We start from the raw sequence: 25,460 nt of genomic DNA on the forward strand, positions 1-25,460 counted from the left end.
GTCGGCAGGTGCCGGCGCGCCACACGTTGCATTTTCGTCGGAGGGAAGGTGTACTGTCAGCAGTAGTTAGAACGAGTGTTCGATTGCCTCGAACGTTCGTTCCAACCTTCCCGGAAGCGGTGTTTCGCGGCACTGCTCCGGGCGGTGCGGCACCGCGGGCCGCACCTGGGTTCCGGGCAGTCGCGAGCCCGGTCCCGTCAGGCAGGAGCGTCGCCCGCCGCCCACGACCCCCGGGCGGCGGGCGACGAACCCGCCGGTGCGCCGGCCGGGTGTGGTGTGGGGAAGCGTCCACACCCGGCCGGCCCCACAACCGGTGCGTCTTCCTCCGCACCACACGACCCGGAGTCCGCCGGCGGCACGTCCCGCCGGCCGCCGCCTCGGCCAGTGGAGGAGACAGTCCGATGCCGACCAACCCGGCTCAGCCACCGACGGTGCCGGCGCACGTGCTGCCGCACCGCACCCCCGCCCAGCTTCTCGCGGTGGCCCGGCAGGGTCTGGCCGAGGCCGGCCAGACCCGTCCAGACGGCCTCCGCTACGCGGCCGCCCACCTGGCCGCGCTGCGCGCGGCCGCGGCCCTGCTCGCCGCCCGCGCCCGACCCGCGCCCACCCGCCGCAACCGGATCACCAGCGTCTGGGTCCTGCTCTCGACCGTCGCTCCCGAGCTCGACGAGTGGGCCCGCTACTTCGCGGCCGGGGCCGGCAAGCGGGCCGCCGCCGAGGCCGGCATACCCCGGGTGGTCAGCGCCCGGGAGGCCGACGACCTGCTCCGCGCGGCCGGGGAGTTCGTCTCGGTGGTGGAGACCGCGCTCGGCGTGGCCCGCCAGCCGTCCCTCGACGGCCTCGCCGCCTGATCCACCGACCACCGCGCCCGCCGGCCCGTGCCGGCCGGGAGCATTCGCCCGCCCGGTGCGGGCCGGAGGCCGGGTGCCTTGGCGCGTCCGGCCGGGCGTGGTGGCCGACCGTCCGGCGGGGGGAGCCGGGCGGCCGGGCACCGGCCGTCGACCACGAGGCCGCGGAAGGGAGGGGAGGCGACCCGCCGCTCATCCCGGACGTGACCCGAGCCGGCAGCCGGCAGCCGGCAGCCGGCGACCGGCAGCCGGCAGCCGGCAGCAACACCTGATCCAGCAGCAACGACGGGGGGTTGGTCCGATGGCGGGCCGCATGGTGGTCGGTTCCGCCGCACTGGCCGGTCTGGTCCGTCCGGCGAGCGCGCCGGACCCGGCGGGCGGCCACCGCGTGCTACCGGTGGCCCCCGAGCTGACCGGGCTGCTGCCCAACCGGGGCCTGCGTCGTGGCAGCACGATCGCCGTCGCCACCGGCCAGCCGCGGCGCAGCGGCGGCACCTCGCTGGTGCTGGCGCTGCTCGCCGAGGCGTCCCGGGCCGGCTCGTGGTGCGCCGTGGTGGGGGTGCCCACGTTCGGGGCGGGCGCCGCCGCCGAGCTGGGAATCGCCCTGGACCGGCTCGCCCTGGTGCCGCACCCCGGGCCCGAGTGGGCCACCGTCATCGCCGCGCTGATCGACGGCGTGGACGTGGTGGTCACCGCGGTGCCCGCCACGGTCTCCGCCTCGGTGGCCAACCGGCTCGCCGCCCGGGCCCGCCAGCGCGGCAGCGTGCTCGTCCCGTACGGCCGGTGGGAGGGCGCGGACGTGACGCTGCAGGTGGTCCGCGGGGTGTGGGAGGGCCTCGGGCCGGGCCGGGGCCGGCTGCGCCGCCGGGAGGTCACCGTCTCGGCGCGGGGGCGCGGGGCGGCCGCCCGCCCCAAGGAGATCAAGGTCTGGTTGCCCGGCGACGAGCTGACCCGGGTGATCCCCCGCACCGTGGCACCGGGCGCCGGCCGTCCCGCCGCGGGTCGGCTCCACCCGGTGGCCTCGCCCGGCCGCACCGTCGCCGGGGTCTCCCGCCGTGGCGCGCTCACCCTGGTCGGTCGGGCATGACGGCGCCGGTACGCACCCTGCTGCTCTGGTGCCCGGACTGGCCGGTCATCGCCGCCGAGATCGTCGACGGGGTGCCCGCCACCGGCCCGGTCGCCGTCCTGCACGCCAACCGCGTGGTGGCCTGCTCCGAGCGGGCCCGCGCCGAGGGGGTGCGGCGGGGCCTGCGCAAACGGGAGGCGCAGGGGCGCTGCCCCCAGCTGACCGTCGTCGAGTACGACCCGGGGCGCGACGCCCGGGCGTTCGAGCCGGTGGTCGCCGCCGTGGAGGACCTGGTCGCCGGCGTGGAGGTGGTCCGCCCCGGCGCCTGCGCGCTGGCCGCCCGGGGTCCGAGCCGCTACCTCGGCGGGGAGGAGGCGGCCGCCGAGCGGATCATCGAACACGTCGCCCAGACCTGCGCGGTGGAGAGCCAGGTCGGCATCGCCGACGGGGTCTTCGCCGCCGGGCTGGCCGCCCGCGCCGGCCGGATCGTCCCGCCGGGCGGGACCCCGGCGTTCCTCGCCGGGCTGCCGGTCGAGGCGCTGGGCCGCCCGGCCCTGGCCGACCTGCTGCGCCGGCTCGGCGTACGCACCCTCGGTGACTTCGCGGCGCTGCCCGCCGGCGACGTGCTGGCCCGGTTCGGGTTCGACGGCGCGCTGGCCCACCGGCTGGCCGCCGGGCGGGACCACCGCCCGCTCGCCGTCCGCCAGCCTCCGGCCGACCTGACGGTGACCGCCGAGTACGACGAGCCGGTCGACCGGGTCGACGCGGCGGCGTTCGCCGCCCGGGCGCTGGCCGAGCAGCTGCACGACCGGCTCGCGGGGCACGGGCTGGCCTGCACCCGGCTCGGCATCGAGGCGGTCACCGCGCACGGCCAGGAGCTGCACCGGGTGTGGCGGCACGACGGCCTGCTCACCGCGGCGGCCATCGCCGACCGGGTCCGCTGGCAGCTCGACGGCTGGCTGACCGGGAGCAGCGGGCGCGGTGGGGTGGGCCGGTCCCGCCCCACCGCGGGGATCATCCGGCTGCGGCTCATCCCCGACGGGGTGATCGCCCAGGCCGGCCTGCAACCGGGCCTGTGGGGGGAGACCGGCGAGGAACGGGAGCGGGCTCACCGGGCGTTGAGCCGGGTGCAGGGCATCCTCGGCCCGGAGGCGGTGCTCACCGCGGTGCTCGGCGGCGGGCGCTCGCCGGCCGACGAGGTGCGCCTGGTGCCGTGGGGGGACGAGCGGCTGCCGGCCCGCCCCGGCGAGCCGCCACGCCCCGGCGAGCCGGCGCGGCCGGGGGAGCCACCGTGGCCCGGCCGGCTGCCGCCACCCGCGCCGGCCGTGGTGCTGCCCACCCCGCTCGCCGCGACCGTGCACGACGCCGACGGCGAACCCGTGGTGGTCAGCGCGCGGTTGCGGCTGAGCGCCGCCCCCGTCCGGTTGACGGTCGGCGCCGCCCAACCGATGGAGATCACCGGGTGGGCCGGCCCGTGGCCGGTCGACGAACGCTGGTGGGCGCCGGCGGAGGCCCGCCGTCGTGCCCGGTTCCAGGTCGGCCTCGCCGACGGCAGCGCCCTGCTGCTCGCCGTGGAGGCCGGGCAGTGGCTGGTGGAGGCGATCTATGACTGAGTGGGCGGCACCCGGGTGGTGGACGGCCGGATGAGCTTCCACAACCCGAAGATGCCCTGGTCGGAGCTGGAGCGGGTGCTGTCCGGCCGGCCCGCCGGCGGCGCGTCCGGGCGGGGGCGCTCCCGCGACGAGCGGCACCTGCACGTGGTCGACCCGCTCGCGGTGGACGCCGACGGCGGGGACAGCCCCGCCTGGAGCCGCAAGCGGGAGCAGTACCAGCCGCCCGCGATGGCGCGTACCGAGGGTGCGGTCCCGTACGCGGAGCTGCACGCGCACACCAACTTCAGCTTCCTCGACGGGGCCAGCCATCCCGAGGAGCTGGCCGAGGAGGCGGCCCGGCTGGGGCTCACGGCGCTCGCCGTCACCGACCACGACGGCTTCTACGGCGTGGTGCGCTTCGCCGAGGCGGCCCGGGCGCTGCACCTGCCCACCATCTTCGGCGCCGAGCTGTCCCTCGGGCTGCCCGGCCCGCAGAACGGCGAGCCGGATCCGCTCGGGCGGCACCTGCTGGTGCTGGCCCACGGCCACGAGGGGTACGCCCGGCTCGCCTCGACCATCTCCCGGGCCCAACTGCGGGGCGGGGAGAAGGGCCGCCCGGTCTACGGCGAGTTGGAGGAGGTCGCCGAGCAACTGCGTGACCACGTGCTGGTGCTCACCGGCTGCCGCAAGGGGCACGTGCCGGCGGCCCTGCTCACCGAGGGGGTCGACGCGGCGGCCCGCGAGCTGGACCGGTTGACCGCGCTGTTCGGCGCGGAGACGGTCGCCGTGGAGCTCACCGACCACGGGCACCCGGTCGACGCCGACCGCAACGACGCGCTCGCCGACCTGGCGGCCGCCGCCGGCCTGCCCACGGTGGCCACCAACAACGTGCACTACGCGACGCCGGGGCGGCGCCGGCTCGCCACCACGGTCGCGGCCGTCCGGGCCCGGCGCAGCCTGGACGAGATCGACGGGTGGCTGCCCGCCGCCGCCACGGCCCACCTGCGCAGCGGGGAGGAGATGGCCGCCCGGTTCGCCGCGTACCCGGGCGCGGTGGCCCGGGCCGCCGAGTTCGGCGCCGAGCTCGCCTTCGACCTCCAGCTCGTCGCGCCGCAGCTGCCGGCGTACCCGGTGCCGCCCGGGCACACCGAGATGAGCTGGCTGCGGAAGCTGACCTACGACGGGGCGCGGGAACGCTACGGCCCCCCGGAGGCGCACCCGACGGCGTACGCGCAGCTCGACCACGAGCTCGACATGATCGAGACGTTGGGCTTCCCGGGCTACTTCCTGGTGGTCTACGACATCGTCACGTTCTGCCGTGAGCAGGACATCTACTGCCAGGGCCGGGGTTCGGCGGCGAACTCGGCGGTCTGCTACGCGCTGCGCATCACGAACGTCGACGCGGTGCGGCACCGGCTGCTCTTCGAGCGGTTCCTCGCGCCGGAGCGGGACGGCCCGCCCGACATCGACGTGGACATCGAGTCCGACCGCCGGGAGGAGGTGATCCAGCACGTCTACGCCCGCTACGGCCGGGAACACACCGCGCAGGTGGCCAACGTCATCTCGTACCGGCCGCGCTCGGCGGTGCGGGACGTGGCCAAGGCGTTCGGCTACTCGCCCGGGCAGCAGGACGCCTGGAGCAAGCAGATCGACCGGTGGGGCGCGGTCGCGACGGTCGACGTCGAGGACATCCCCGAGCAGGTCGTCGAGTACGCCAACGAGCTGCAGACGTTCCCCCGGCACCTGGGCATCCACTCCGGCGGGATGGTGATCTGCGACCGGCCGGTGATCGAGGTCTGCCCGGTGGAGTGGGGCCGGATGCCCGGCCGCAGCGTGCTCCAGTGGGACAAGGACGACTGCGCCGCCGTCGGCCTGGTCAAGTTCGACCTGCTCGGCCTCGGCATGCTCTCCGCGCTGCACTACGGCTACGACATGATCGGGATGAGCCTGGACCTCGGCGACATGACGCTGGACGACCCGGAGGTCTACGACATGCTCTGCCGGGCCGACTCGGTCGGGGTGTTCCAGGTGGAGAGCCGGGCGCAGATGGCCACCCTGCCCCGGCTCAAGCCCCGCGAGTTCTACGACCTGGTGGTCGAGGTGGCGCTGATCCGGCCCGGCCCGATCCAGGGCGGCTCGGTGCATCCGTACATCCGGCGCCGCAACGGCCAGGAACCGGTGACCTACCCGCACCCGCTGATGCGCAACGCGCTGGAGAAGACCCTCGGCGTGCCGCTGTTCCAGGAGCAGCTCATGCAGCTCGCCATCGACCTGGCCGGCTTCGACGCGGCCGAGGCCGACCAGCTGCGCCGGGCGATGGGCGCCAAGCGCTCGGTCGAGCGGATGGCCCGCATCGCCGACCGGCTCTACGCCGGCATGGCCGAGCGGGGCATCACCGGCGAGCTGGCCGACGACGTCTACCGCAAGCTCACCGCGTTCGCCAGCTACGGCTTCCCCGAGAGCCACGCCATGAGCTTCGCCTACCTGGTCTACGCCAGCTCGTGGCTCAAGCGCTACCACCCGGGGCCGTTCCTCGCCGCGCTGCTCAACGCCCAGCCGATGGGCTTCTACTCGCCGCAGACCCTGGTCGACGACGCCCGCCGGCACGGGGTGGAGGTACGCCGGCCGGACGTCAACGCCAGCGGCGCCCTGGCGGTGCTGGAGTCCACCCCGGACACCCGCTGGGGCAGCGTGCCGGGGGAGCCGCCGCACGCCTGGGGGCTGGGCGGCCCGGCCGTCCGGCTCGGGCTGTCCAGCGTGCGTACCCTCGGCGACGAGGTGGCCGAGCGCATCGAGGCCGAGCGGACGGCCAACGGGCCGTACCGGGACATGCCGGACCTGGCCCGGCGGGTCGGCCTCACGGCCGCGCAGCTGGAGGCGTTGGCCACCGCGGACGCGTTCGCCTGCTTCGGGCTGACCCGGCGGCAGGCCCTCTGGGCCGCCGGCGCGGCGGCGCAGGACCGGCCGGGCCGGCTGCCCGGCACGGTGACCGGCGCGAGCGCCCCGACCCTGCCCGGCATGGAGGCGGTCGACCGGCTGGTGGCCGACGTCTGGGCCACCGGGCTGTCGCCGGAGAGCCATCCGGCCCGGTTCATCCGGCCCCGCCTCGACGAACTGGGCGCCGTGCCGATCGCCCGGCTCGGCCGGGTGGAGCCCGGCCAGCGGATCCGGGTCGGCGGCATCGTCACCCACCGGCAGCGGCCGGCGACCGCCGGCGGGGTCACGTTCCTCAACCTGGAGGACGAGACCGGCATGCTCAACGTGACCTGCTCACCGGGGCTGTGGCAGCGCTACCAGCAGGTGGCCCGCACGAGCGCCGGGCTGGTGGTCCGGGGCCGGCTGCAACGGCACGAGGGGGTGGTCACCCTGGTGGCCGACCGGCTCGACGCGATCGAGCCGCCGGTCAGCCCGGCCTCCCGCGACTTCCGCTGACCCGGTCCGCGCCGCCCGGGCGCATCGCGGGCGCATCCCGCGCGCCGCCGGCTACCCGCCCCGGCCGCACCCCGCGCCGCCGGGCTACCCCGCCCCGGCCCGCGCGGCCGAGCGACCCCCGCGCCGCCGGGCGCACCCCGGTCCGGCCGGCTCAGCTCGCCAGGCCGGCGAGCGCCGTGCCGGCGCTGCCGAGCAGCCCGACCAGCACGATCCGCCGGAACACGGCCGGGTCGACGCGGTGGAACAGCCGGTTGCCCAGCCACCAGCCCAGGGGTACGGCCGGCAGCGCGACCAGGGCGGTCCGCACCGTGTCGACGTGCACCTGGCCGGTCGCCGCGAACCCGACCAGCCCCATGACGCCTGTGCCGGCGAACGTCGCGGCGTGGGTGGCCCGGAAGGTGCGCGGGTCGTACCCGAGCGAGTGGAACGCGGCGACCAGCGGCGGCCCGTTCGTGCCGGTGGCGGCGGTCAGCACCCCGACGAGCACGCCGACGGCGCCGAGCCCGACGCGGCCGGTGCGGATCCGCGCGCCGGACCAGACCAGGGCGACGCAGCCGAGCACCACCACGGCGATCGTCGCGTTGAGCGCCCGCTCCGGCGCCCGGGCGAGCACCAGCAGACCGATCGGCAGGCCGAGCAGCGCGGTCCCGGCCAGCGCCGCCGCCACCGGCCAGCGGGCGTACGCGCGTTCCCGGACGGCGGCGACCACGGTGAGTCCGAAGCCGGTCAGCGCGGAGACCACCACGGCGCCCCGCGGGTCGATGAGCGCGGCCAGCAACGGGACGGTCACCAGCGCGAAGCCGAAGCCGCTGACCGCCTGGGCGACGGCGCCGAGCAGCACGATGCCGAACGCGGCGAGCAGCAGGGTCACCCGTCGAGCCTGACGACGCCGCCGGCGGGTGCGGCAGCCTCCCGTGTCCGATGAGAGCCCCGCCACACCGCCTCTCCGGCCCGGTCTCCCGGGGGCGGGGTTTGAAATTCCGGGGAACCGGAGAAGTGCTGGTCCGCGCGGGCAGGGTGGCACGCGCGATCTCGGGAGGATGCCATGTCACGGAAACTGCGGGCGACCGCGCTCGCCGGGGTGCTCGCCCTGGCCGTCAGCGGCTGCGGGGGAGTCGGCGGCGGCGACGACGAAGCCGGTGGCACCGCCACCAGGGGGACGCTCACCACGATGGGCTTCGGCCTCTCCGACGAGATCGCCACGACCCGGGTGGACGCCTTCAAGCGGGACCACCCCGACGTGGAGCTGAAGATCACCGAGGGCGCCTTCGACGAGCAGCAGTTCCTGTCCGCGGTGGCCGCCGGCAACCCGCCGGACCTGGTCTACATGGACCGCAAGCTCATCGGCACGTACGCCACGCGGGGTTCCATCCAGCCGCTCACCGACTGCGTCGACGAGCAGGGCATCGACATGGGGCAGTACCGGCAGGCCGCCCGGGACCAGGTCACCCTGGACGGCACGGTCTACGGGATCCCCGAGTTCTCCCAGGTGCGCGTGCTCTACCTCAACGAGGCGCTGCTGAAGCAGGCCGGGATGACCGCCGACGACGTCGACCTCGCCGACTGGGCCGGGCTGCCGGCGCTCAACGCGAAGCTCGCCAAGGTCTCCGGCGGGAAGCTCACCCGGATCGGAATCGACCCGAAGATCCCCGAGTTCCTTCCGATGTGGGCCAAGGCCAACGGCGTGGACATGATCAGTCCGGACGGGCGGACGGCGAAGCTCGACGACCCGCGGGTCGTCGAGGCGCTGACCACCGGCCTCAGGCTGATCCAGGACCAGGGCGGGTTCGGCCGGTTCAAGTCGTTCCGCGACACCTTCGACTTCTTCGGCGCGCAGAACCCTCTGGTGAAGAACCAGATCGTCGCCTGGCCCATGGAGGAGTGGTTCCTCAACCAGGCGGCCAAGAACAGCCCGAAGGCGGAGCTGGTGGTCAAGCCGTTCGTCGACCGGCAGGGCAAGCCGCTGACCATGTCCTCCGGGCAGGCCTGGGTCATCACCAAGGGCGCCAAGAACCCGGACGCCGCCTGCGCCTTCGTGAAGCAGATGACGGCCACCGACACCTGGTTCGCGGCCGCGAAGGCGCGCGCCGACGCCCGCAAGGCCGCCGGCCAGCCCTTCACGGGGGTGTGGACGGGCAACCTGAACGCCGACAAGAAGATCTTCGACGAGCTGTACCAGCCGACCGGCAACAAGCGGTTCGACGACGCCGTGGCGACCATCCGCGCCGCGCAGGACGTGGCGTTCGCCATGCCGGCGTCGCCGGCCGGCGCGGAGTTCGACAAGGCCTGGTACGACGCCGTGAACCGGGTGCTCGCCGGCCAGGAGCAGCCGGCGCCGGCCCTGGCGCGCGCCCAGCGGGAGGCGACCGCCGCGCTGGACAAGGCCGCGAAGTAGGCCGCTGATGGCCACCACCACCGTCAGCCCTCCCGCGCCGGGCGCCGCCGTCCCGGGCCGGCGGCGTCGTACGCCGCTGGCCCGGCGCGAGGCCCGCTGGGCCTGGCTGTTCCTGGCGCCGTGGATCGTCGGGTTCCTGGCGTTCCAGGCCGGCCCGATGATCGCGAGCGCGTGGCTGAGCCTCACCGAGTACGACGTGATCAACCCGCCGGAGTACACCGGGCTGGACAACTACCGGGAGCTGATGGCCGACCCGCAGGTCGCCCGCAGCCTCGGCAACACGGTGTACTACACGGCGCTGCACGTACCGCTGGTGATGCTGATCTCGCTCGGCCTGGCGCTGCTGCTCAAGCGGGTGGGCCGGTTGCAGGGGTTCTTCCGGACCGTCTTCTACCTACCGGTCATGACCCCGGCGGTGGCCGTCGGCATCCTCTTCCTGCTCCTGCTCAACACCCAGGACGGCCTCATCAACCGGGGCCTCGCGCTGGTCGGGATCGACGGCCCGAGCTGGACCACCGACCCGGACTGGGTGATGCCCGGCATCGTGCTGATGAGCCTCTGGAGCCTCGGCTCCACGGTGATCATCTACCTGGCGGCACTCCAGAACGTGCCTCGCGACCTGTACGAGGCGGCGAGCATCGACGGCGCGGGCGCCTGGGCCAGGTTCCGGCACGTGACGTTGCCGATGATCTCGGGAGCGCTGTTCTTCACGCTGGTCGTCAACACGATCGCGTCGCTGCAGATGTTCACCGAGGTCTACACCATGTACTTCGGCAACCGGCAGACCCAGACCAGCTTCAACAGCGACGCCGCGACCTTCTACGTCATCCACCTGTTCCAGGAGGCGTTCCAGTTCCTGCACATGGGCTACGCCTCGGCGATGGCCTGGCTGCTCTTCCTGATCATCATGGGAATAACGCTGGTGCAGGTGAAGCTCAGCAAACGGTTCGTGTACTACGAAGGAGAAGACCAGTGACGGGGATGAACGGTCACAACGGCGTGGCCAACGCGCGGCGGATCCGGCTCGGGGCCGGCTGGGCGCCGGAGCACCACACCGAGCCCCGCGAGTACGAGGTGACCGACGGCCCGGTCGCCAACGCCCGGCGCTCCCGGGTGGAGCGCGACCCGGCGGCGGGGGCCGAGTCGTGACCGCCGCGGTCGAGCGGAGCGTCGTCGCACCGGCCGGCGTCGAGCCGGCCGGCGCGGCGCTCCGCCGGCCGGCGGAGCGGGAGGCGCGCCGGCCGCTGTGGCAGCGGGTGCTCTTCGTGGCCGCACTGGTCGGCGCGGCGGTGATCTTCATGCTGCCGTTCGTGTGGCTGATCAGCGCCTCGCTGCGCCCCCGCGAGTACGTCTTCGCCCCCGGCTTCCTGCCGGTCCCCTTCGCGCCGGAGAACTACGCCGAGGCGTGGCGGGCGGTGCCCCTGGTCACGTGGCTGCTCAACAGCCTGGTCGTCGGGGTGGCCGCCGCGGCGGCCGTCACCCTCTCCAGCGCCTGGGTGGCGTTCGGCTTCGCGTACTTCCGGTTCCCCGGGCGGAACCTGCTCTTCGGGCTGGTGCTCGCCACCATGATGCTGCCGTTCGCGGTCACCATGATCCCGACGTACCTGATCTGGTCGGAGCTGCGGCTGACCGACACCCAGGTGCCGCTCTGGGCGGGCAACCTGTTCGGCTCGGCGTTCTACATCTTCCTGCTGCGGCAGTTCCTGCTGTCGCTGCCCCGCGAGTACTTCGAGGCGGCCCGGATGGACGGGGCCAGCTACCCGCAGCTGTTCTGGAAGCTCGCCTTCCCGCTGATCCGCCCGGCCCTGCTCGTGGCGTTCGTCTTCGAGTTCAAGGCGAGCTGGACCGACCTGCTCAAGCCGCTCATCTACCTGCGCGACGAGCACCTCTACACGCTGCCGCGGGGGCTCAAGGTGGTGCTCGACCGGTTCGGCTACGGCGGCGAGCAGCAGTGGGAGGTGGTGCTGGCCGGCAGCGTCATCTCCACCGTACCCATGATCATCCTGTTCTTCCTCGCCCAGCGGCACTTCATCGAGGGCATCGCCACCGGCGGCCGCAAGGGCTGAGCGGGCGGGCGCGCGCCGACCGTTCCGGCGGCGGAGGGCCCACTGCCGGCACCGCACGGCGTGACTAGGCTCGACCGGGTGGAGGAGACCCCCCGAGGCCCGTTCGCCGGGCCGCCGCTGACCCCCCGTACCGCCGTGATCTGGTCGGTGCTGCGTGCCGAGCTGGACCGGCGGGGTGACGCCGAACTCACCGTGCTCGACGTGGGCGGCGGCACCGGCGGCTTCGCCGTGCCGCTGGCCCGGGCCGGGCACCGGGTGACCGTGGTCGACGCCAGCCCGGACGCCCTCGCCGCGCTGACCCGCCGCGCCGCCGAGGCCGGCGTCGCCGACCGGGTGGTCGCCCTCCAGGGCGACGGCGACGCCCTCGCCGGCCTCGTCGAACCGGCCAGCGCCGACCTGGTGCTCTGCCACGCCGTGCTCGAGGTGGTCGACGACCCGACGCCGGTGGTGGCCGCGCTCGCCACCGCGCTGCGGCCGGGCGGCGCGGCGAGCGTGCTGGTGGCCGGCCGTGCCGCCGCCGTGCTCGCCCGCGCGATGACCGGCCACCTGGAGGTGGCGGCCACCCTGGCGGCGGACCCGGCCGGCAGCGCCGGCCCCCGCGACACGCTGCGCCGGCGCTACGACGCCGACGGCGCCGCCGCGCTGCTGCGCGCCGCCGGGCTGGAGGTCGAGGAGATCCACGGCGTACGCGTCCTCGCCGACCTGCTGCCCGCCCCGGTCGCCGACGGCCAGCCGGGACTCCTCGTCGAGTTGGAGCGGACGCTGGCCGGCCGGCCGCCCTACCGGGACCTCGCCGCCCAGCTGCACCTGTTCGCCCGCCGGCCGGCATGACGGACGCCGCCACGCCGCGCCCCCGGGGTTCGGCCACTCCCGACGCCGGCATCCCGCCCGAGCGGGACCCGTTCGCCCGGGTCACGCCCCGGTACGGCGACGGCAGCCTCGCCGACGTGCTGCCCAGCGCGCTCGCCGTGCTCGGGGTGCCCGGGGCGACCGACCGCCTCGGGCTGAGCGGGCGGCTGGCCGGCGTACGCCGCATCGCCGTCCTGCTCGTCGACGGCCTCGGCTGGCACCAGATCCCCACGGCCGCCCCGTACGCGCCGACGCTCGCCGGGCTCGCCGCCACCGCGGGCCGGCCGCTGACCTCCGGCTTCCCCTCGACCACCCCGACGAGCCTGGTGACGCTCGGCACCGGTGCGGCGCCCGGCGCCCACGGTGTGCTCGGCTTCACGGTGCGGGTCCCCGGCACGGAGCGGGTGCTCACCCACATCGAGTGGGCCGCCGACCCGGATCCGATGCGCTGGCAGCCGGTGCCGACCCAGCTGGAGCGGGCCCGCGCGGCCGGGGTGGCCGTGACCGTGGTGAGCCGCCCCGAGTTCGGTGGCAGCGGCCTGACCGTGGCCGCCAACCGGGGCGGGGACTACCGGGGCGCGGCCGGGGTCGACGCGCTCGCCACCACGATGCTGGCCGCGCTGACCGCCGGAACCGGCCCCACCCTGGTCTCCGGCTACCACCCCGACCTGGACCGACACGGCCACCTCACCGGGGTCGACTCGGCGCCGTGGCGGGTCGCGGCGGCGGAGGTGGACGCGTTGCTCGCCCGGCTCGTCGACGGCCTGCCGCCGGACGGCGCGCTGCTCGTCACGGCCGACCACGGCCAGCTCGACGTGCCCGCGGCGCACCGGTTCGACCTCGACACCGATCCGCGGCTCCGAGCCGGGATCGAGGTCGTCGCCGGCGAGCCCCGGGTGCGCTACCTGCACGTCACGCCGGGGGCGGTCGACGACGTGGTGGCCGCCTGGTCGGCGGTGCTCGGCGACGCGGCCCGCGTCCGTACGCGGGAGGAGGCGGTCGCGTCCGGCTGGTTCGGCCCGGTCCCCGAGGAGCACCTGGCGCGCATCGGCGACGTGGTGGTGACCTGCAACGGCACGTACGCGGTGCTGGCCACCCGGTCGGAGAACCCGTTCGCGTCGCGGCTCGTGGCGTACCACGGATCGGACACGGCCGCCGAGATGACCATCCCGCTGCTGGTGGTGCGGGGCTGAGGCGCCCCGTCGTACCCGGGCGTTAGCCTGCGCACATGGGCCGCAGCCAGTCGTTGCCCCGGGGCGGTGATCCGCGCTTCGGGCCGGACGCCGACGACTCCGGCTGCCCCGTCCTGCACGTCGACATGGACGCCTTCTTCGCCTCGGTGGAGGTGCGGCGCCGGCCCGAGCTGCGGGGCCGTCCCGTCGTGGTGGGCGGCCTCGGCCCGCGCGGAGTGGTCAGTTCGGCCAGCTACGAGGCGCGCCGCTACGGCGTACGCAGCGCCATGCCGACGATGCGCGCGCGGGCGCTCTGCCCGCACGCGGTCTACCTCCCGCCCGACTTCACCGCCTACAGCGACGCCTCCCGCGCGGTGATGCAGATCTTCCGGGACGTCACCCCGCTGGTCGAGCCGCTCTCCCTCGACGAGGCGTTCCTCGACGTGTCCGGCGCTCGCCGGCTCTTCGGGTCACCGGCCGCGATCGCCCGCCAGATCCGGGCCCGGGTGGCGCGGGAGCAGGGCCTGACCTGCTCGGTGGGGGTGGCGCCCAGCAAGTTCGTGGCCAAGCTCGGCTCGACCCGGGCCAAGCCCGACGGGCTGCTGGTGGTGCCGGCGGCCCGGGTGCTCGACTTCCTCCACCCGCTGCCGGTCGACGCGCTGTGGGGGGTGGGGGAGCGCACCGCGCAGACGCTGCGCCGGCTCGGCCTGGCCACCATCGGCGACCTGGCCGAGGCGCCGTACGCGATGCTGCGCAAGGCGCTCGGCGAGGCCGCCGCCGCGCACCTGCACGACCTGGCGTGGGGGCGCGACCCGCGGGCGGTGAGCCCGGAGCAGGTGGAGAAGTCGATCGGGGCGGAGGTCACCTTCGACGTCGACGTGACCGAGCCGGAGGAGATCCGCCGCGCCCTGCTCGGGCTGGCCGACAAGGTCGGCACCCGGCTGCGCCGGGCCGGCCAGGTGGGTCGGACGATCTCGCTGAAGGTGCGGCTGGCCGACTTCCGCACGGTCACCCGCTCACGCACCCTGCCGGTGCCCACCGACACGGCCCGGGAGATGTTCGACACGGTCTGGGCGCTCTACGCGGCGCTGGCGCCGGCCGAGCCGGTCCGGCTGGTCGGCGTACGGGCCGAGGGGCTCGCCGCCGCGGGCGACACGCCGCGCCAGCTCGCCCTCGGTGCCCCGGAACGGGGCTGGCGGGAGGCGGAAGCCGCCGCGGACGCCGCTGCTGCCCGATTCGGGCGGTCCGTCATAGGTCCGGCCAGTCTGCTCGGCAACCGTGATCCGCACCGAATCGAAAATCCACCCCGGCCATAGGTCGTCCCGCTTTCCGACGCGCGACCCCCCTCGTAGACTGGCGGGTAAGCAGCCGGTTGGCTGCCACGGTCTGTCGGCCCGAACGGGCCGACCAACGTGACCGGGGAGGAGTGCCGTGCCGCTCTCGGAGCACGAGCAGCGGCTGTTCGAGCAGATCGAGCGGTCGCTTGCCGAGGACCCCAAATTCGCCTCGGCCGTGCGCGCCAGCGATCCGCGTTTCCACGCGCGGCGTCGTCTGCTCGTCGCTGCCGGCGTCATCATCGCTGGCCTGGCCCTGCTGGTCTATGGCGCGGTGATCAATACCCCACCGCTGGCGGTGGCGGGTTTCGTCGTCATGCTGGCGTCGGCCGCCTTGGCGGTCCAGTCGCACCGCCGGGCCCAGTCACCCGACCTCCACGTGGTCGGCGGCACGACGAGCCGCCGCCGCGGTCGTGGTCGCTCCGGTCGACGGCTGTCGTTCATCGACCGCATGGAGGACCGGTGGCGCCAGCGCCCGGAGGGGCACCGCTGACGCCGGCCCGCCGCTGAGCCGCCGCCCCGCCCGTCCCCGGGCGGACACCGACCCGTCCCGCCGACGCGGGCCGGGCCACCGCCGTTCGCGGCGGGCCGTGGCTGTTCCCACGTTCGTCGTCAGCCGGCGCCGAGTCACCGGGGCGACCTTTCTCGGGCCACCCCGGTGACACACGCGCGCCGTGGCGTCAGTGCGCCGTTCGGCCGGCGATCACGCGGCGGGGGTTCCACCGCAGTAGCCGGTGGCGGGCCTGCCCGACGACCGCCACGAGACGGGCCGAGGTGTCCGCCATGGCGATCCGCCACCGCAGCAGCACCGACGGCGGCAGCACGGCGGCGAGCAGGCGGGTCCGCCGGTCGGCGTCCGCGGCCAGCGCGCCGCGGACCGCCCGCAGCGCCGGGGCGAGCGGCTCGCCCGTGAGCGGGTCCCGTGCGTACCGGGCCCGTTCCTCGGCCCGGCCGAGCAGCCGCATCGCGGTGACCGCCTCGGCGTGGCTGCTCAGCGCGTCCTGCACGAGGCGGTCGGCCGTCGCCCGCGGGGTCTCCGTCCGGTCGATCCGCACCCGGTAGTCCACGAGCGTGTCGAGCAGCTCGTCCCAGGCGGCGTGCGCGTCCGCCCGGGCGCGGTCGGCGTCCCCGCCCACCACGACCATCCGGGTGCCGCCCGCCGGGCCGACGCCGACGTCCTCGACGGTGGCCGCGGCGGAGGCGGGTGCCCGGCCGCCCCGGCGGCGGCGCAACGCGACGCGGCGCAGCGCCGGCACGGCGAGCAGCAGCAGGAGGGCCAGCGCGCCGGCGGCCCACCAGGGCCAGACCGGAGCCTGCTCGGTGGGGGTGTCCGAGCCGATGGAGAGACCGGTGTCGGTGTCCTCGTCGGCCTTGTCCGAGCCCACCGCGCCGGGGGACGCGTCCGGGTCGACCGGCGGGTCCACCCCGCCGGGGCTCTCGGTGATCGGGTCCGGCGCGTCCGTGTCCGGCGCCCAGGCCGAACGGGTGGAGCCGGCCACGCCGTACGCCGGGGTGGCGTCGAAGGGCACCCAGCCGATCTCGTCGAAGTAGACCTCCGTCCAGGCGTGCAGGTTGCGGTTGGTGAGCGTGTACGTGTCGCCGTTGCGGTTGCTGCCGTTGGTGAAGCCGAACGCCACCCGGGCCGGGATGTTGGCCGCCCGGACCAGCCACGCCATGGCGGCCGCGTACTGCTGGCAGAAGCCGACCTTGTTGGTGAGGAAGTCGACGATGTCCTGCCCGCTGGTGCCGGTCTCGGTGCTCAGCCGGTAGCTGAACCCGTTGTCCGCCGAGAAGTAGTCGTAGATGGCGCGGACCTTGTCGTACTCGGTGGTCTTGCCGCGGATGAGCCGCGTCACCAGCTCGGTCACCTCGGGCACCGGCGGGGTCGCGGTCTGCTGGCGACGCTTCAGCGGGTGGTCGGCCGGCAGTTTCCGGGAGTTCCGCAGCGCCGCCGGCGTGTACGTCGAGCGGACGTACTCGAATGAGTACCGCTTGCCGCGCGAGTTCTCGCGGTTGGAGAAGACGATCTGCCGGTCGTTGTCGTAGTACCAGTTCGCGTTCAGGTCCTCGACGTTCGCCGGCTCGCTGTAGAACGGCAGCAGCGGCATCGCGAGGTCCCGGCTGGTCTCGACGGTGGCCTGGTACCGGCGTTGCTCGATGCCGGGGCCCACCCGCTCCGCGGGGTCGGGCAGGTCACGGACCGGCTTCCCGCTCGGGTTGGTCACCCGGAAGCCGTCGGACCGCAGCTCGTCGGCCACGCCGAAGCGCAGGTAGAAAGGGCTGGGCTCGTTCGTGGTGACCTTGACGAGGTCGACCACCTCGGACTCGTTGAGCCGGCCGCTGAGCGCGGCGAACAGGTCGATCCGCCCGGGGTTGCCGCCCTGGCCGGCCCGTCCGTTGCCGTTGCCGCCGCCCCCGCCGCCACCCAGGTTGTCGAGGAGACTGCCGTTCATACCCGGGACGGGTACGAGCGGCAGCAGCACGGCCACGGCCACGCCGAGGACCGCCAGCCGCCGGCCGGCGGCGGCCAGCGGAGACGCCTCCCACACGTCGACGTCGCGCCCGTCGCCGGTGAACCGGCGGCCGAACCGGCGGACCCGGTCGACGTTGTCGGCGACCAGCAGCCACAGGTAGCCGGCCGCACCGATCACGAACGGCACGGGCGGGACGCTGTCGACGTAGACGGCGACCGGGACCGAGTAGATGGCGAGCATCGGCAGGCCGGCGAGCGCCGGCCGGCGCAGGCCCACGGCGAGCAGGTCGACGACCACGGCCACCGACCCGACACCGAGCGTCGTGATGAACAGCAGCGGGTCGGTGTCGGGCACCTCCACGCCGTACGAGCGCATGTCCTGCACCGAGCCGCCCAGCAGCTCGCCGAAGTGCGCGAACGTGGTCGGCGTCGGGACGATGGCGAGCAGCTCGCTGCCGGAGGGGAAGAGCCAGGTCAGCGCGAGCGCCAGCCCGGCCAGCATGCCGAGCACCTGCGCCCAGAGCGGTGCCCGCAGCGCGCGGGCCAGCGCGGCCGCCCCGGCCACCACGGCGACCGCGATGGCCGCGTCGATGAGCCAGGTCCAGCGTTCGAAGATGGCCGACAGCGGCGCCGCCGCGAGCAGGGTCGCCCCGGCGGCCACCAGGCCGAGGTGCCGACGGCCGGTCATGACGCCATCCCTCCCCTCATGCCGTTGCTCCGCGATGCCTGCGGCCCTCCGCGCCGGCCCGCCCGCCGGCTCACCGCATGCCTCCGGCCACCGTCTCGGCCAGCGCGGCGCGCAGCGCGAACCCCTGCGAGCCCCGGGCCGCCTGCGGCCACAGCCCCGGCAACTGGCTGCCGTGGTCGACGCCGATGACGCGCCACCCGCTCTGGAGCAGCGCCAGCGCGGCGGCCGCGTGCGTGCGCTCCGCCTCGGCCCGCGCCTTCTCCGGCAGGCTCAGCCAGGTGGAGCTGTTGATCACGAAACCGACGCAGGTCGCGCCGTTGGCGCGCAGCCCGGCGAGCAGTTCCGCCTCGGCGGTGCTGAGCGACCCGAACAGGCCGATGATGAGCCCGCCGTCGGACCGTTGCCGGACCCGCTGCACGAGCCCGCCCACCTCGACGCGCTGGTCCAGGCGCACCTCGGCGAGCTGGTCGAGCAGCAGCCCGTCGCCGGCCGCCTCGGAGGCGTCCACGTCCGCGCCGGAGCCGGTGACGAGACGCAGCTTGTAGCCGGACTGGCGCAGGTGCACGGCGATGCTCGCGGCGGCGGAGACCGCCCACTCGAAGCTGGCCGTCGGGCCCTCGCCGCGGTGGCCGTACGCCCGGGTGTCCAGCACCACGGTCGCCCGGCTCTCCCAGGGCTGCTCCTCCCGGCGCACCATCAGCTCGCCCGTGCGGGCGGTCGACTTCCAGTGCACCCGGCGCAGGTCGTCGCCCATCCGGTACTCCCGCGTGGCCGCGTCGTCCTCACCGTGCACGGCCACCGAACGGGCCCGGCTGTCGCCGCTGCCGGCGTACTCGCCCGGCAACCGGACCGGCGGCAGGGGAGTGACCTGCGGGATCACCGTGAGGTGGTCGACGCTCGGGAAGGCGCGGCTGAGTTCGCACAGGCCGAACGGGTCGGTCAGCCGCACCACGAGGGGGCCCACCTCGTAGCGGCCCCGCACGTCGGCCCGCACCGTGTACGCCACCGAGCTGGCCTGGTGCGCCCCCAACCGTTCCAGCACCACGCGCGGCCGGCTGCCCAGCGCGTACGGCAGGCGGTCCTCCAGCAGCAGCGTCCCGGTGGGCAGGCGGGACAGGTTCTGCAGCCGCAGCACCACCCGCGAGCTGGCCCCGACGGGCGCCCGGTGCGGATCCAGCGAGCGGTTGCAGGCCAGCTTGTACCGGCTGCGGCCCACGTAGGCGGCGGCGAGCAGCGGCAGCACGGCCAGCAGCACGGCCACCCGGAGCAAGTCCTTCTCGCCGAGGATCCCGGCCGAGATCGCCGCGGCCACGGCGGCCGCCAGGAACGAGCGGCCCCGGGTGGTCAGCCCGCGGAGCCCTTCGCGCACCTCACGGCCTCCGCGGCTCGTACGGCCCGCGGCCCTGGCCCGGCGCCGCCGGTCGGGTGTCGTACGGCGAGCGCTTGCGGTCGTGCGGGAGCGGCAGGCGGTGCACCAGCTCGGAGACGATCGCGTCGGTGGTGCGCCGGGCCAGCTGCGCGTCGGCGGTCGGGATGATGCGGTGCGCGAGCACCGGCACGGCCAGCACCTGGAGGTCGTCGGGGAGGACGTAGTCGCGACCCTCGAGGGCGGCCACCGCGCGGGCGGTGCGCAGCAGCTGGAGGGTGGCCCGGGGGGACGCGCCCAGCCGCAGGTCGGGAGCCTCACGGGTGGCGGTGACCAGGTCGATGGCGTACTGCTTCACGGCGTCGGCCACGTGCACCTGGCGCACGGTGGCGATGAGCTGCCGGACCGTGGCGGCGTCGGAGACGGGGTGCAGGCCGTCGAGCGGGTCGGTGGCGCCGTGCCCGTCGAGCATCGCGAGCTCGGCGCCCGCGTCGGGGTAGCCCATGGCGATGCGCGCGGTGAACCGGTCGCGCTGGGCCTCGGGCAGCGGGTAGGTGCCCTCCATCTCGATCGGGTTCTGCGTGGCGATGACCATGAAGGGGGTCTGCAGCTGGTAGGTCACGCCGTCGACGGTGACCTGCCGCTCCTCCATGCACTCCAGCAGCGCCGACTGGGTCTTCGGCGAGGCCCGGTTGATCTCGTCGCCGACGACGAGGTTGGCGAAGACCGCGCCGGGCCGGAACTCGAAGTCGTGCGTCTCCTGGTTGTAGACGCTGACGCCCGTGACGTCGCTGGGGAGCAGGTCGGGCGTGAACTGGATGCGCCGGACGGAACAGTCGATGGACCGCGCGAGGGCCTTGGCGAGCTTCGTCTTGCCGACACCGGGGACGTCCTCGATGAGGAGGTGGCCCTCGGCGAGCAGGACGGCCAGGGCGAGGCGTACGGTGGCCGTCTTGCCCTCGATGACCTGCTCGATGTTGGCCACGATGGCCTCGCTGGCGGCGCGGAACTCGTCGTGCGGCAGCAGACCGCCCACCTCGTCCCAGGTCTGTTGTGTCACGGGCCTCCTCCTCGTCGCCGGAACGGCAGCTCTGTGAAGAGCAGCTGGACCCGCCGTTGGGTTCGCGACGCCGAGCCTCGTCTGCCGCACACATCTCACTGGCCTCTCAGGCTAACCATGTTTCTCGCCGTCGCCGACCCCCGCAGCCGGTCGGCGGCTTACGCCCGGAATATTCGCCGGACCGGGGGACGACTGGGCCTGCCGGAACGGGGTAGTTCACCCGGTCGGACCCACGACGGCGGCGGGCGGGGGCGGTGCGGGTGGTACTGGAGACGTACGGCGACACCGGCGACGGCGGGGTCCGGCTCGGCGGCGGGGCGGCGCGGTGGCACCTGTACGACGACCACGTGCACCTCACGCCGCACCACACCGGCGGCCGGCTGGCCCGCTTCGAGGCCGAGCTGCTGCCGTTCGTCGAGGACCTGGACGCCTGCGCCCTGGCGGTCATCGACATGCAGAACGACTTCTGCTCCCCCGGCGGCTGGACGGACCGCTCCGGCCTGGACCACACCGCCTGCCGGGCGGCCGTCCCGGGGGCCGTACGGGCGGTCGAGGCGGCCCGCCGGCACGGCATGCGGGTCATCTGGATCTACTGGCACAACCGGCTCGACCTGCGCAACCTCGGCGCGCCCACGCTCTGGTCCTTCAAGCACCGAACGGACCAGGCGGGCATCGGCGAGGAGCTGGACCGGGGCCGGGTGCTCACCGAGGGGTCGTGGGGCGCCAGCCTCGTCGACGAGCTGGCGGAGCTGGTCGACGCGGACGACATCCGGGTGCCGAAGTTCCGCATGAACGGCTTCCACGGCACCCAGCTCGACCAGGTGCTGCGTACGCAGGGGGTCCGCACGCTCTTCCTGGCCGGGGTGAACGTCGACCAGTGCGTCAGCACGACCATGGAGGACGCCTACTTCCGCGACTACGGTGCCGTCCTGCTCGCCGACGCCACGGCCACCTCCAGCCCCGCCTACTGCAAGGACGCGGTGATCTTCAACGCCAAGCAGTGCTGGGGGTTCGTCACCACCACCGAGCGGTTCGCCGCGCCCGACCCGTACCCGGCGGGGGCGGGCTGAGCGGCGCGGACCGTCCCGAGCAGTGGTAGCGGTCCACCGGCCGGTCGGGGACTGGGGGTACACTGCGGTCATGGCCGGAGTCTTCCTGCTTCTTACCGGGCCGTGCTGATGCGCTGACACGCGCGACAGCACGGCGGCCCCTCCTGCGCGAGGGGCTTTTTTGTGCCCGTCGCCCGTCGGCCGGCGACGGGCGCGAGCACCGGTGAGCCCGAGCCGGAGAGCACGGCGAGCCGGGTGAGCACAGACCCCACGAGACGACCGCGCCGAGCGACGCGAGGAGACGCGATGAGTGAGGCAGCCGCACCGGCGGGCGACATCCCCCCGTTCCGGTACACCGCGGCCCTGGCCAACGAGATCGAGCACCGTTGGCAGGACCACTGGGAGCGCGAGGGCACCTTCCACGCCCCCAACCCGACCGGGCCGCTGGCCGACCCCGACCACCCCCGGGCCGGCGCCGAGAAGCTCTACGTGCTGGACATGTTCCCCTACCCGTCCGGTGCCGGCCTGCACGTCGGGCACCCGCTGGGCTACATCGGCACCGACTGCTTCGCCCGCTACCAGCGGATGGCCGGCCGCAACGTGCTGCACGCCATGGGCTTCGACGCGTTCGGCCTGCCCGCCGAGCAGTACGCGGTGCAGACCGGCACGCACCCGCGGACGACCACCGAGGCGAACATCGAGCGGTACCGCGCCCAGCTGCGCCGGCTGGGCCTGGCCCACGACGAGCGCCGCTCGGTCGCCACGATCGACACGGACTTCTACCGCTGGACCCAGTGGATCTTCCTGCAGATCTTCAACTCCTGGTACGACCCGGACGCCCGCCGGGCCCGGCCGATCGCCGAGCTGATCGCCGAGTTCGAGGGGGGCACCCGGCCCACCCCGGACGGCCGCCCCTGGGCCGAGCTGTCGGTGGCCGAGCGCCGGCGCGTCGTCGACGACCACCGGCTGGCGTACGTCTCGGAGGCGCCGGTGAACTGGTGCCCGGGGCTGGGCACCGTCCTGGCCAACGAGGAGGTCACCGCCGACGGCCGCTCCGAGCGGGGCAACTTCCCGGTCTTCAAGCGCAACCTGAAGCAGTGGATGATGCGGATCACCGCGTACGGTGACCGGCTGCTGGAGGACCTGGACAAGCTGGACTGGCCCGAGGCGATCAAGCTGATGCAGCGCAACTGGATCGGCCGGTCGCAGGGCGCCCACATCGACTTCCCGACGGGCGCGGAGCCGATCCGGGTGTTCACGACCCGGCCGGACACGATCTTCGGGGCCACCTACATGGTGCTGGCGCCGGAGCACGAGCTGGTCGACGCGCTGGTGCCGGCGGCCTGGCCGGAGGGGACGAAGGACGCCTGGACGGGCGGGCACGCCAGCCCCCGCGAGGCGGTCGAGGCGTACCGCAAGGCGGCGGCGGCCAAGACGGACGTCGAGCGGCAGGCCGAGACGAAGGAGAAGACCGGCGTCTTCATCGGGGCGTACGCCACCAACCCGGTCAACGACGCCCAGATCCCGATCTTCATCGCCGACTACGTGCTGGCCGGCTACGGCACCGGCGCGATCATGGCGGTGCCGGCCCAGGACGAGCGGGACTGGGAGTTCGCCGAGGTCTTCGACCTGCCCATCGTCCGGACGGTGCAGCCGGCCGAGGGCTTCGACGGCAAGGCGTACACCGGGGACGGCCCGGCCATCAACAGCGCCGCGCCCGACCGCGGCCTGGACCTGGACGGCCTGGGCGTCGCCGACGCCAAGGCCCGCGTCATCGAGTGGCTGGAGGCCAACGGGCACGGCCGCGGCGCGGTCACCTACCGGCTGCGGGACTGGCTGTTCAGCCGCCAGCGCTACTGGGGCGAGCCGTTCCCGATCGTCTACGACGAGACGGGCGCGGCGATCGCGCTGCCCGAGGAGATGCTGCCGGTCGAGCTGCCGGAGGTGGACGACTTCTCGCCGAAGACGTACGACCCCGACGACGCCGACTCGACCCCGGAGACCCCGCTGTCGCGGGCCCGCGACTGGGTGGAGGTCGAGCTGGACCTGGGTGACGGGCCGAAGCGGTACACGCGGGAGACCAACGTGATGCCGCAGTGGGCCGGCTCCTGCTGGTACGAGCTGCGCTACCTGGACCCGACCAACGCGCAGCGGTTCGTGGACGCGGAGAACGAGCGGTACTGGATGGGGCCGCGCGGCGAGGGCGACTGCGGCGGCACCGACCTGTACGTCGGCGGCGCCGAGCACGCCGTGCTGCACCTGCTGTACGCCCGGTTCTGGCACAAGGTGCTGTACGACCTGGGCCACGTCTCGAGCTTCGAGCCGTTCCGCAAGCTGTTCAACCAGGGCATGATCCAGGCGTACGCGTACACCGACTCGCGGGGCAGCTACGTGCAGGCCGAGGAGGTCGTCGAGGTCGGCGGCCGGTACTTCCACGGCGAGACCGAGGTCAACCGCGAGTACGGCAAGATGGGCAAGTCCCTGAAGAACGTCGTCACGCCCGACGACATGTGCGCGGCGTACGGCGCGGACACGTTCCGGGTCTACGAGATGTCGATGGGCCCGCTGGAGGTGTCCCGCCCCTGGGAGACCCGTGCCGTGGTCGGCTCGTACCGGTTCCTGCAGCGGGTCTGGCGGGCCGTCGTCGACGAGCAGACCGGCGAGCTGCGGGTGACCGACGACCCGGCCGACGAGGCGACCCGGCGGCTGCTGCACCGGGTGATCGACGGCGTCCGCGGCGACATGGAGGCGATCCGGTTCAACACGGCGATCGCCAAGCTGATCGAGCTGACCAACGCGCTGACCCGGCTGTCGACCACGCCGCGCGAGGTGGCCGAGCCCCTGGTGCTGATGCTGGCCCCGTTCGCGCCGCACATCGCCGAGGAGCTGTGGCGGCGGCTGGGGCACGGGACGTCCCTGACGTACGCGGACTTCCCGACGGCCGACCCGGCGCTGCTGGTGGCCGAGTCGGTGACCTACCCCGTGCAGGTCAACGGCAAGGTCCGCGGCCGGGTCGAGGTGCCCGCCGACGCGTCCGAGGAGGCCGTGCGGGCCGCCGCCCTGGAGGCGGTCGCCGGCAACCTGGGCGGCCGGGAGCCCCGCAAGGTCATCGTCGTCGCGGGCCGGATGGTCTCGGTCGTCGTCTGACGACCACCGCCACGGCCGACCGGCCGCCCGCCCGGGCGGCCGGTCAGCCGGCGAGCGCCGCCCGCACGGCCGGGCGGTGCCGTCGCAACCAGGCGTGCCAGCCGCGGACCATCTCCACGACGCCGGCCGCCCGCAGGCGGCGCATGCCGGGCTCGTCACGCTCGGCGCCGGCCGCGATCCCGCGCCAGGTGCCCTCCATCTGGTCGAGCATCACGTCGACGAGTTCCCGGCGGGGGAGCGTCACCGGATCGGGGGAGCGGCGCCCGGCCGGGAGCGGGCCGGTCCCGGCCGCGAGGGGCCGGGCCCCGGGCGGGTGCGGTGCGGTGCCGGCCGCGTGCGCTGCGGCCCCGGCCGCGTCGTACCCGTCGCAGACGAGCCGGCACCGGCGGGCGAACTCGACCGGGTCCGCGCCCGTACCGGACTCCGCCCAGTGCCAGCACGCGAACGCCACGTCCTCGATCCGGCGTCCGGGCGCGGCCCGGTCCCAGTCGACGAACGCGACGGGCAGCAGCCCGTCCGACGTGTCCCGGTAGACCGTGTTCTTCGGCGACAGGTCACCGTGGCAGACCGTCTCGGCTCCGGCGGCCAGCGGGCTGCCGGCGCACGCGTCGTGCAGCCGCCGGATCAGCCCGCCCAGCCCGATCAGCGCCGCGTCGGCGAAGTAGGCCGGATCCTCCCGGTCCCGCCACGGCACCCGGCCCTCGACGTAGCTGAGCACCTGCCGGCCGTGAGCGTCGCGGCCGAGGTGGCGCGGTGCGAGGTCCGCGCCCACGCGGTGGAGGTGGGTCAGGAGCCCGGCCACGTACGCGTCGCGGGCCGGCGACGTGCGGCGGACGGTGTCCCCGACCCGGACCACCTCGGCGACGAACCCGCCGGGCAGGCGCTCCGGCGGGCCCGGGGCCCGCACCTCGGCGTCGGGCACC

The 25,460-nt window shown here is 74.8% G+C and carries 19 protein-coding genes; 14 read left to right on the top strand and 5 right to left on the bottom strand.

Going from position 1 to position 25,460, the window contains the following annotated elements:
• Positions 1 to 401 precede the first annotated feature (401 nt).
• The 4 genes from OG994_RS02060 (at position 402) to OG994_RS02075 (ending at position 6,938) form a co-directional block, all read left to right on the top strand.
• The gene (locus tag OG994_RS02060) at positions 402 to 851 is read left to right on the top strand and encodes an SAV_6107 family HEPN domain-containing protein (RefSeq protein ID WP_120327223.1); all 450 of its coding nucleotides are present in this window, start codon (positions 402 to 404) and stop codon (positions 849 to 851) included.
• 298 nt (positions 852 to 1,149) lie between these two features.
• Positions 1,150 to 1,935 (top strand): hypothetical protein, encoded by a 786-nt coding sequence (locus OG994_RS02065; protein ID WP_328852032.1) that lies wholly within the window; start codon positions 1,150 to 1,152, stop codon positions 1,933 to 1,935.
• Entirely contained in the window at positions 1,932 to 3,527 is a 1,596-nt protein-coding gene (locus OG994_RS02070) for a DNA polymerase Y family protein (protein WP_328852033.1), read from the top strand. Before OG994_RS02065 ends, OG994_RS02070 begins: the two co-directional genes overlap by 4 nt.
• Positions 3,528 to 3,557: 30 nt before the next feature.
• Positions 3,558 to 6,938: an error-prone DNA polymerase gene (locus OG994_RS02075; protein ID WP_328853642.1), complete on the top strand. Its 3,381-nt coding sequence runs from the start codon at positions 3,558 to 3,560 to the stop codon at positions 6,936 to 6,938.
• A gap of 151 nt (positions 6,939 to 7,089) precedes the next feature.
• Here OG994_RS02075 and OG994_RS02080 read toward each other — a convergent pair whose 3' ends face one another.
• The gene (locus OG994_RS02080) at positions 7,090 to 7,809 is read right to left on the bottom strand and encodes a sulfite exporter TauE/SafE family protein (protein ID WP_328852034.1); all 720 of its coding nucleotides are present in this window, start codon (positions 7,807 to 7,809) and stop codon (positions 7,090 to 7,092) included.
• Between the two features lie 174 nt (positions 7,810 to 7,983).
• Between OG994_RS02080 and OG994_RS02085 the strand changes: the two genes are divergently transcribed.
• From OG994_RS02085 to OG994_RS02120, 8 genes are all read left to right on the top strand, one after another.
• The gene (locus OG994_RS02085) at positions 7,984 to 9,333 is read left to right on the top strand and encodes an extracellular solute-binding protein (protein ID WP_328852035.1); all 1,350 of its coding nucleotides are present in this window, start codon (positions 7,984 to 7,986) and stop codon (positions 9,331 to 9,333) included.
• Positions 9,334 to 9,340: 7 nt separating this feature from the next.
• The gene (locus OG994_RS02090; RefSeq protein ID WP_120327228.1) at positions 9,341 to 10,309 is read left to right on the top strand and encodes a carbohydrate ABC transporter permease; all 969 of its coding nucleotides are present in this window, start codon (positions 9,341 to 9,343) and stop codon (positions 10,307 to 10,309) included.
• Positions 10,306 to 10,482, top strand: a complete 177-nt coding sequence (locus tag OG994_RS02095; protein ID WP_158610072.1) for a hypothetical protein — start codon at positions 10,306 to 10,308, stop codon at positions 10,480 to 10,482. The genes OG994_RS02090 and OG994_RS02095 overlap by 4 nt, the downstream gene beginning before the upstream one ends.
• Positions 10,479 to 11,399, top strand: coding sequence for a carbohydrate ABC transporter permease (locus tag OG994_RS02100; RefSeq protein WP_328852036.1), 921 nt, complete (start codon positions 10,479 to 10,481; stop codon positions 11,397 to 11,399). The genes OG994_RS02095 and OG994_RS02100 overlap by 4 nt, the downstream gene beginning before the upstream one ends.
• Positions 11,400 to 11,459: 60 nt before the next feature.
• The gene (locus OG994_RS02105) at positions 11,460 to 12,230 is read left to right on the top strand and encodes a methyltransferase domain-containing protein (RefSeq protein WP_120327229.1); all 771 of its coding nucleotides are present in this window, start codon (positions 11,460 to 11,462) and stop codon (positions 12,228 to 12,230) included.
• Positions 12,227 to 13,441: an alkaline phosphatase family protein gene (locus OG994_RS02110; protein WP_328852037.1), complete on the top strand. Its 1,215-nt coding sequence runs from the start codon at positions 12,227 to 12,229 to the stop codon at positions 13,439 to 13,441. The genes OG994_RS02105 and OG994_RS02110 overlap by 4 nt, the downstream gene beginning before the upstream one ends.
• Positions 13,442 to 13,476: 35 nt before the next feature.
• Positions 13,477 to 14,736 carry a DNA polymerase IV gene (locus OG994_RS02115; protein WP_328852038.1) on the top strand — a complete coding sequence of 420 codons (1,260 nt, stop codon included), beginning with the start codon at positions 13,477 to 13,479 and terminating at the stop codon, positions 14,734 to 14,736.
• A 115-nt stretch (positions 14,737 to 14,851) separates the two neighbouring features.
• Complete coding sequence (locus tag OG994_RS02120; protein WP_328852039.1) at positions 14,852 to 15,247, top strand: DUF3040 domain-containing protein; 396 nt, start codon at positions 14,852 to 14,854, stop codon at positions 15,245 to 15,247.
• A 187-nt stretch (positions 15,248 to 15,434) separates the two neighbouring features.
• Here OG994_RS02120 and OG994_RS02125 read toward each other — a convergent pair whose 3' ends face one another.
• From OG994_RS02125 to OG994_RS02135, 3 genes are all read right to left on the bottom strand, one after another.
• The gene (locus OG994_RS02125; protein WP_328852040.1) at positions 15,435 to 17,915 is read right to left on the bottom strand and encodes a transglutaminase TgpA family protein; all 2,481 of its coding nucleotides are present in this window, start codon (positions 17,913 to 17,915) and stop codon (positions 15,435 to 15,437) included.
• Between the two features lie 70 nt (positions 17,916 to 17,985).
• The gene (locus OG994_RS02130) at positions 17,986 to 19,284 is read right to left on the bottom strand and encodes a DUF58 domain-containing protein (protein ID WP_120327234.1); all 1,299 of its coding nucleotides are present in this window, start codon (positions 19,282 to 19,284) and stop codon (positions 17,986 to 17,988) included.
• A 1-nt stretch (position 19,285) separates the two neighbouring features.
• Positions 19,286 to 20,341 (bottom strand): AAA family ATPase, encoded by a 1,056-nt coding sequence (locus tag OG994_RS02135; protein WP_120327235.1) that lies wholly within the window; start codon positions 20,339 to 20,341, stop codon positions 19,286 to 19,288.
• A 254-nt stretch (positions 20,342 to 20,595) separates the two neighbouring features.
• On the opposite strand from OG994_RS02135, the gene OG994_RS02140 reads away from it, so the two are divergent.
• Both OG994_RS02140 and leuS read left to right on the top strand, forming a co-directional pair.
• Positions 20,596 to 21,411 carry a cysteine hydrolase family protein gene (locus OG994_RS02140; protein WP_328852041.1) on the top strand — a complete coding sequence of 272 codons (816 nt, stop codon included), beginning with the start codon at positions 20,596 to 20,598 and terminating at the stop codon, positions 21,409 to 21,411.
• Positions 21,412 to 21,696: 285 nt separating this feature from the next.
• Entirely contained in the window at positions 21,697 to 24,537 is a 2,841-nt protein-coding gene (leuS, locus tag OG994_RS02145; protein WP_328852042.1) for a leucine--tRNA ligase, read from the top strand.
• Between the two features lie 43 nt (positions 24,538 to 24,580).
• On the opposite strand, the gene OG994_RS02150 is transcribed toward leuS, so the two are convergent.
• Positions 24,581 to 25,459 (bottom strand): phosphotransferase family protein, encoded by an 879-nt coding sequence (locus OG994_RS02150; protein WP_328852043.1) that lies wholly within the window; start codon positions 25,457 to 25,459, stop codon positions 24,581 to 24,583.
• Position 25,460 lies beyond the last annotated feature (1 nt).

Origin of the sequence: Micromonospora globbae (assembly GCF_036184225.1) — a bacterium.
GTDB classification, from domain to species: Bacteria; Actinomycetota; Actinomycetes; order Mycobacteriales; family Micromonosporaceae; genus Micromonospora; species Micromonospora globbae.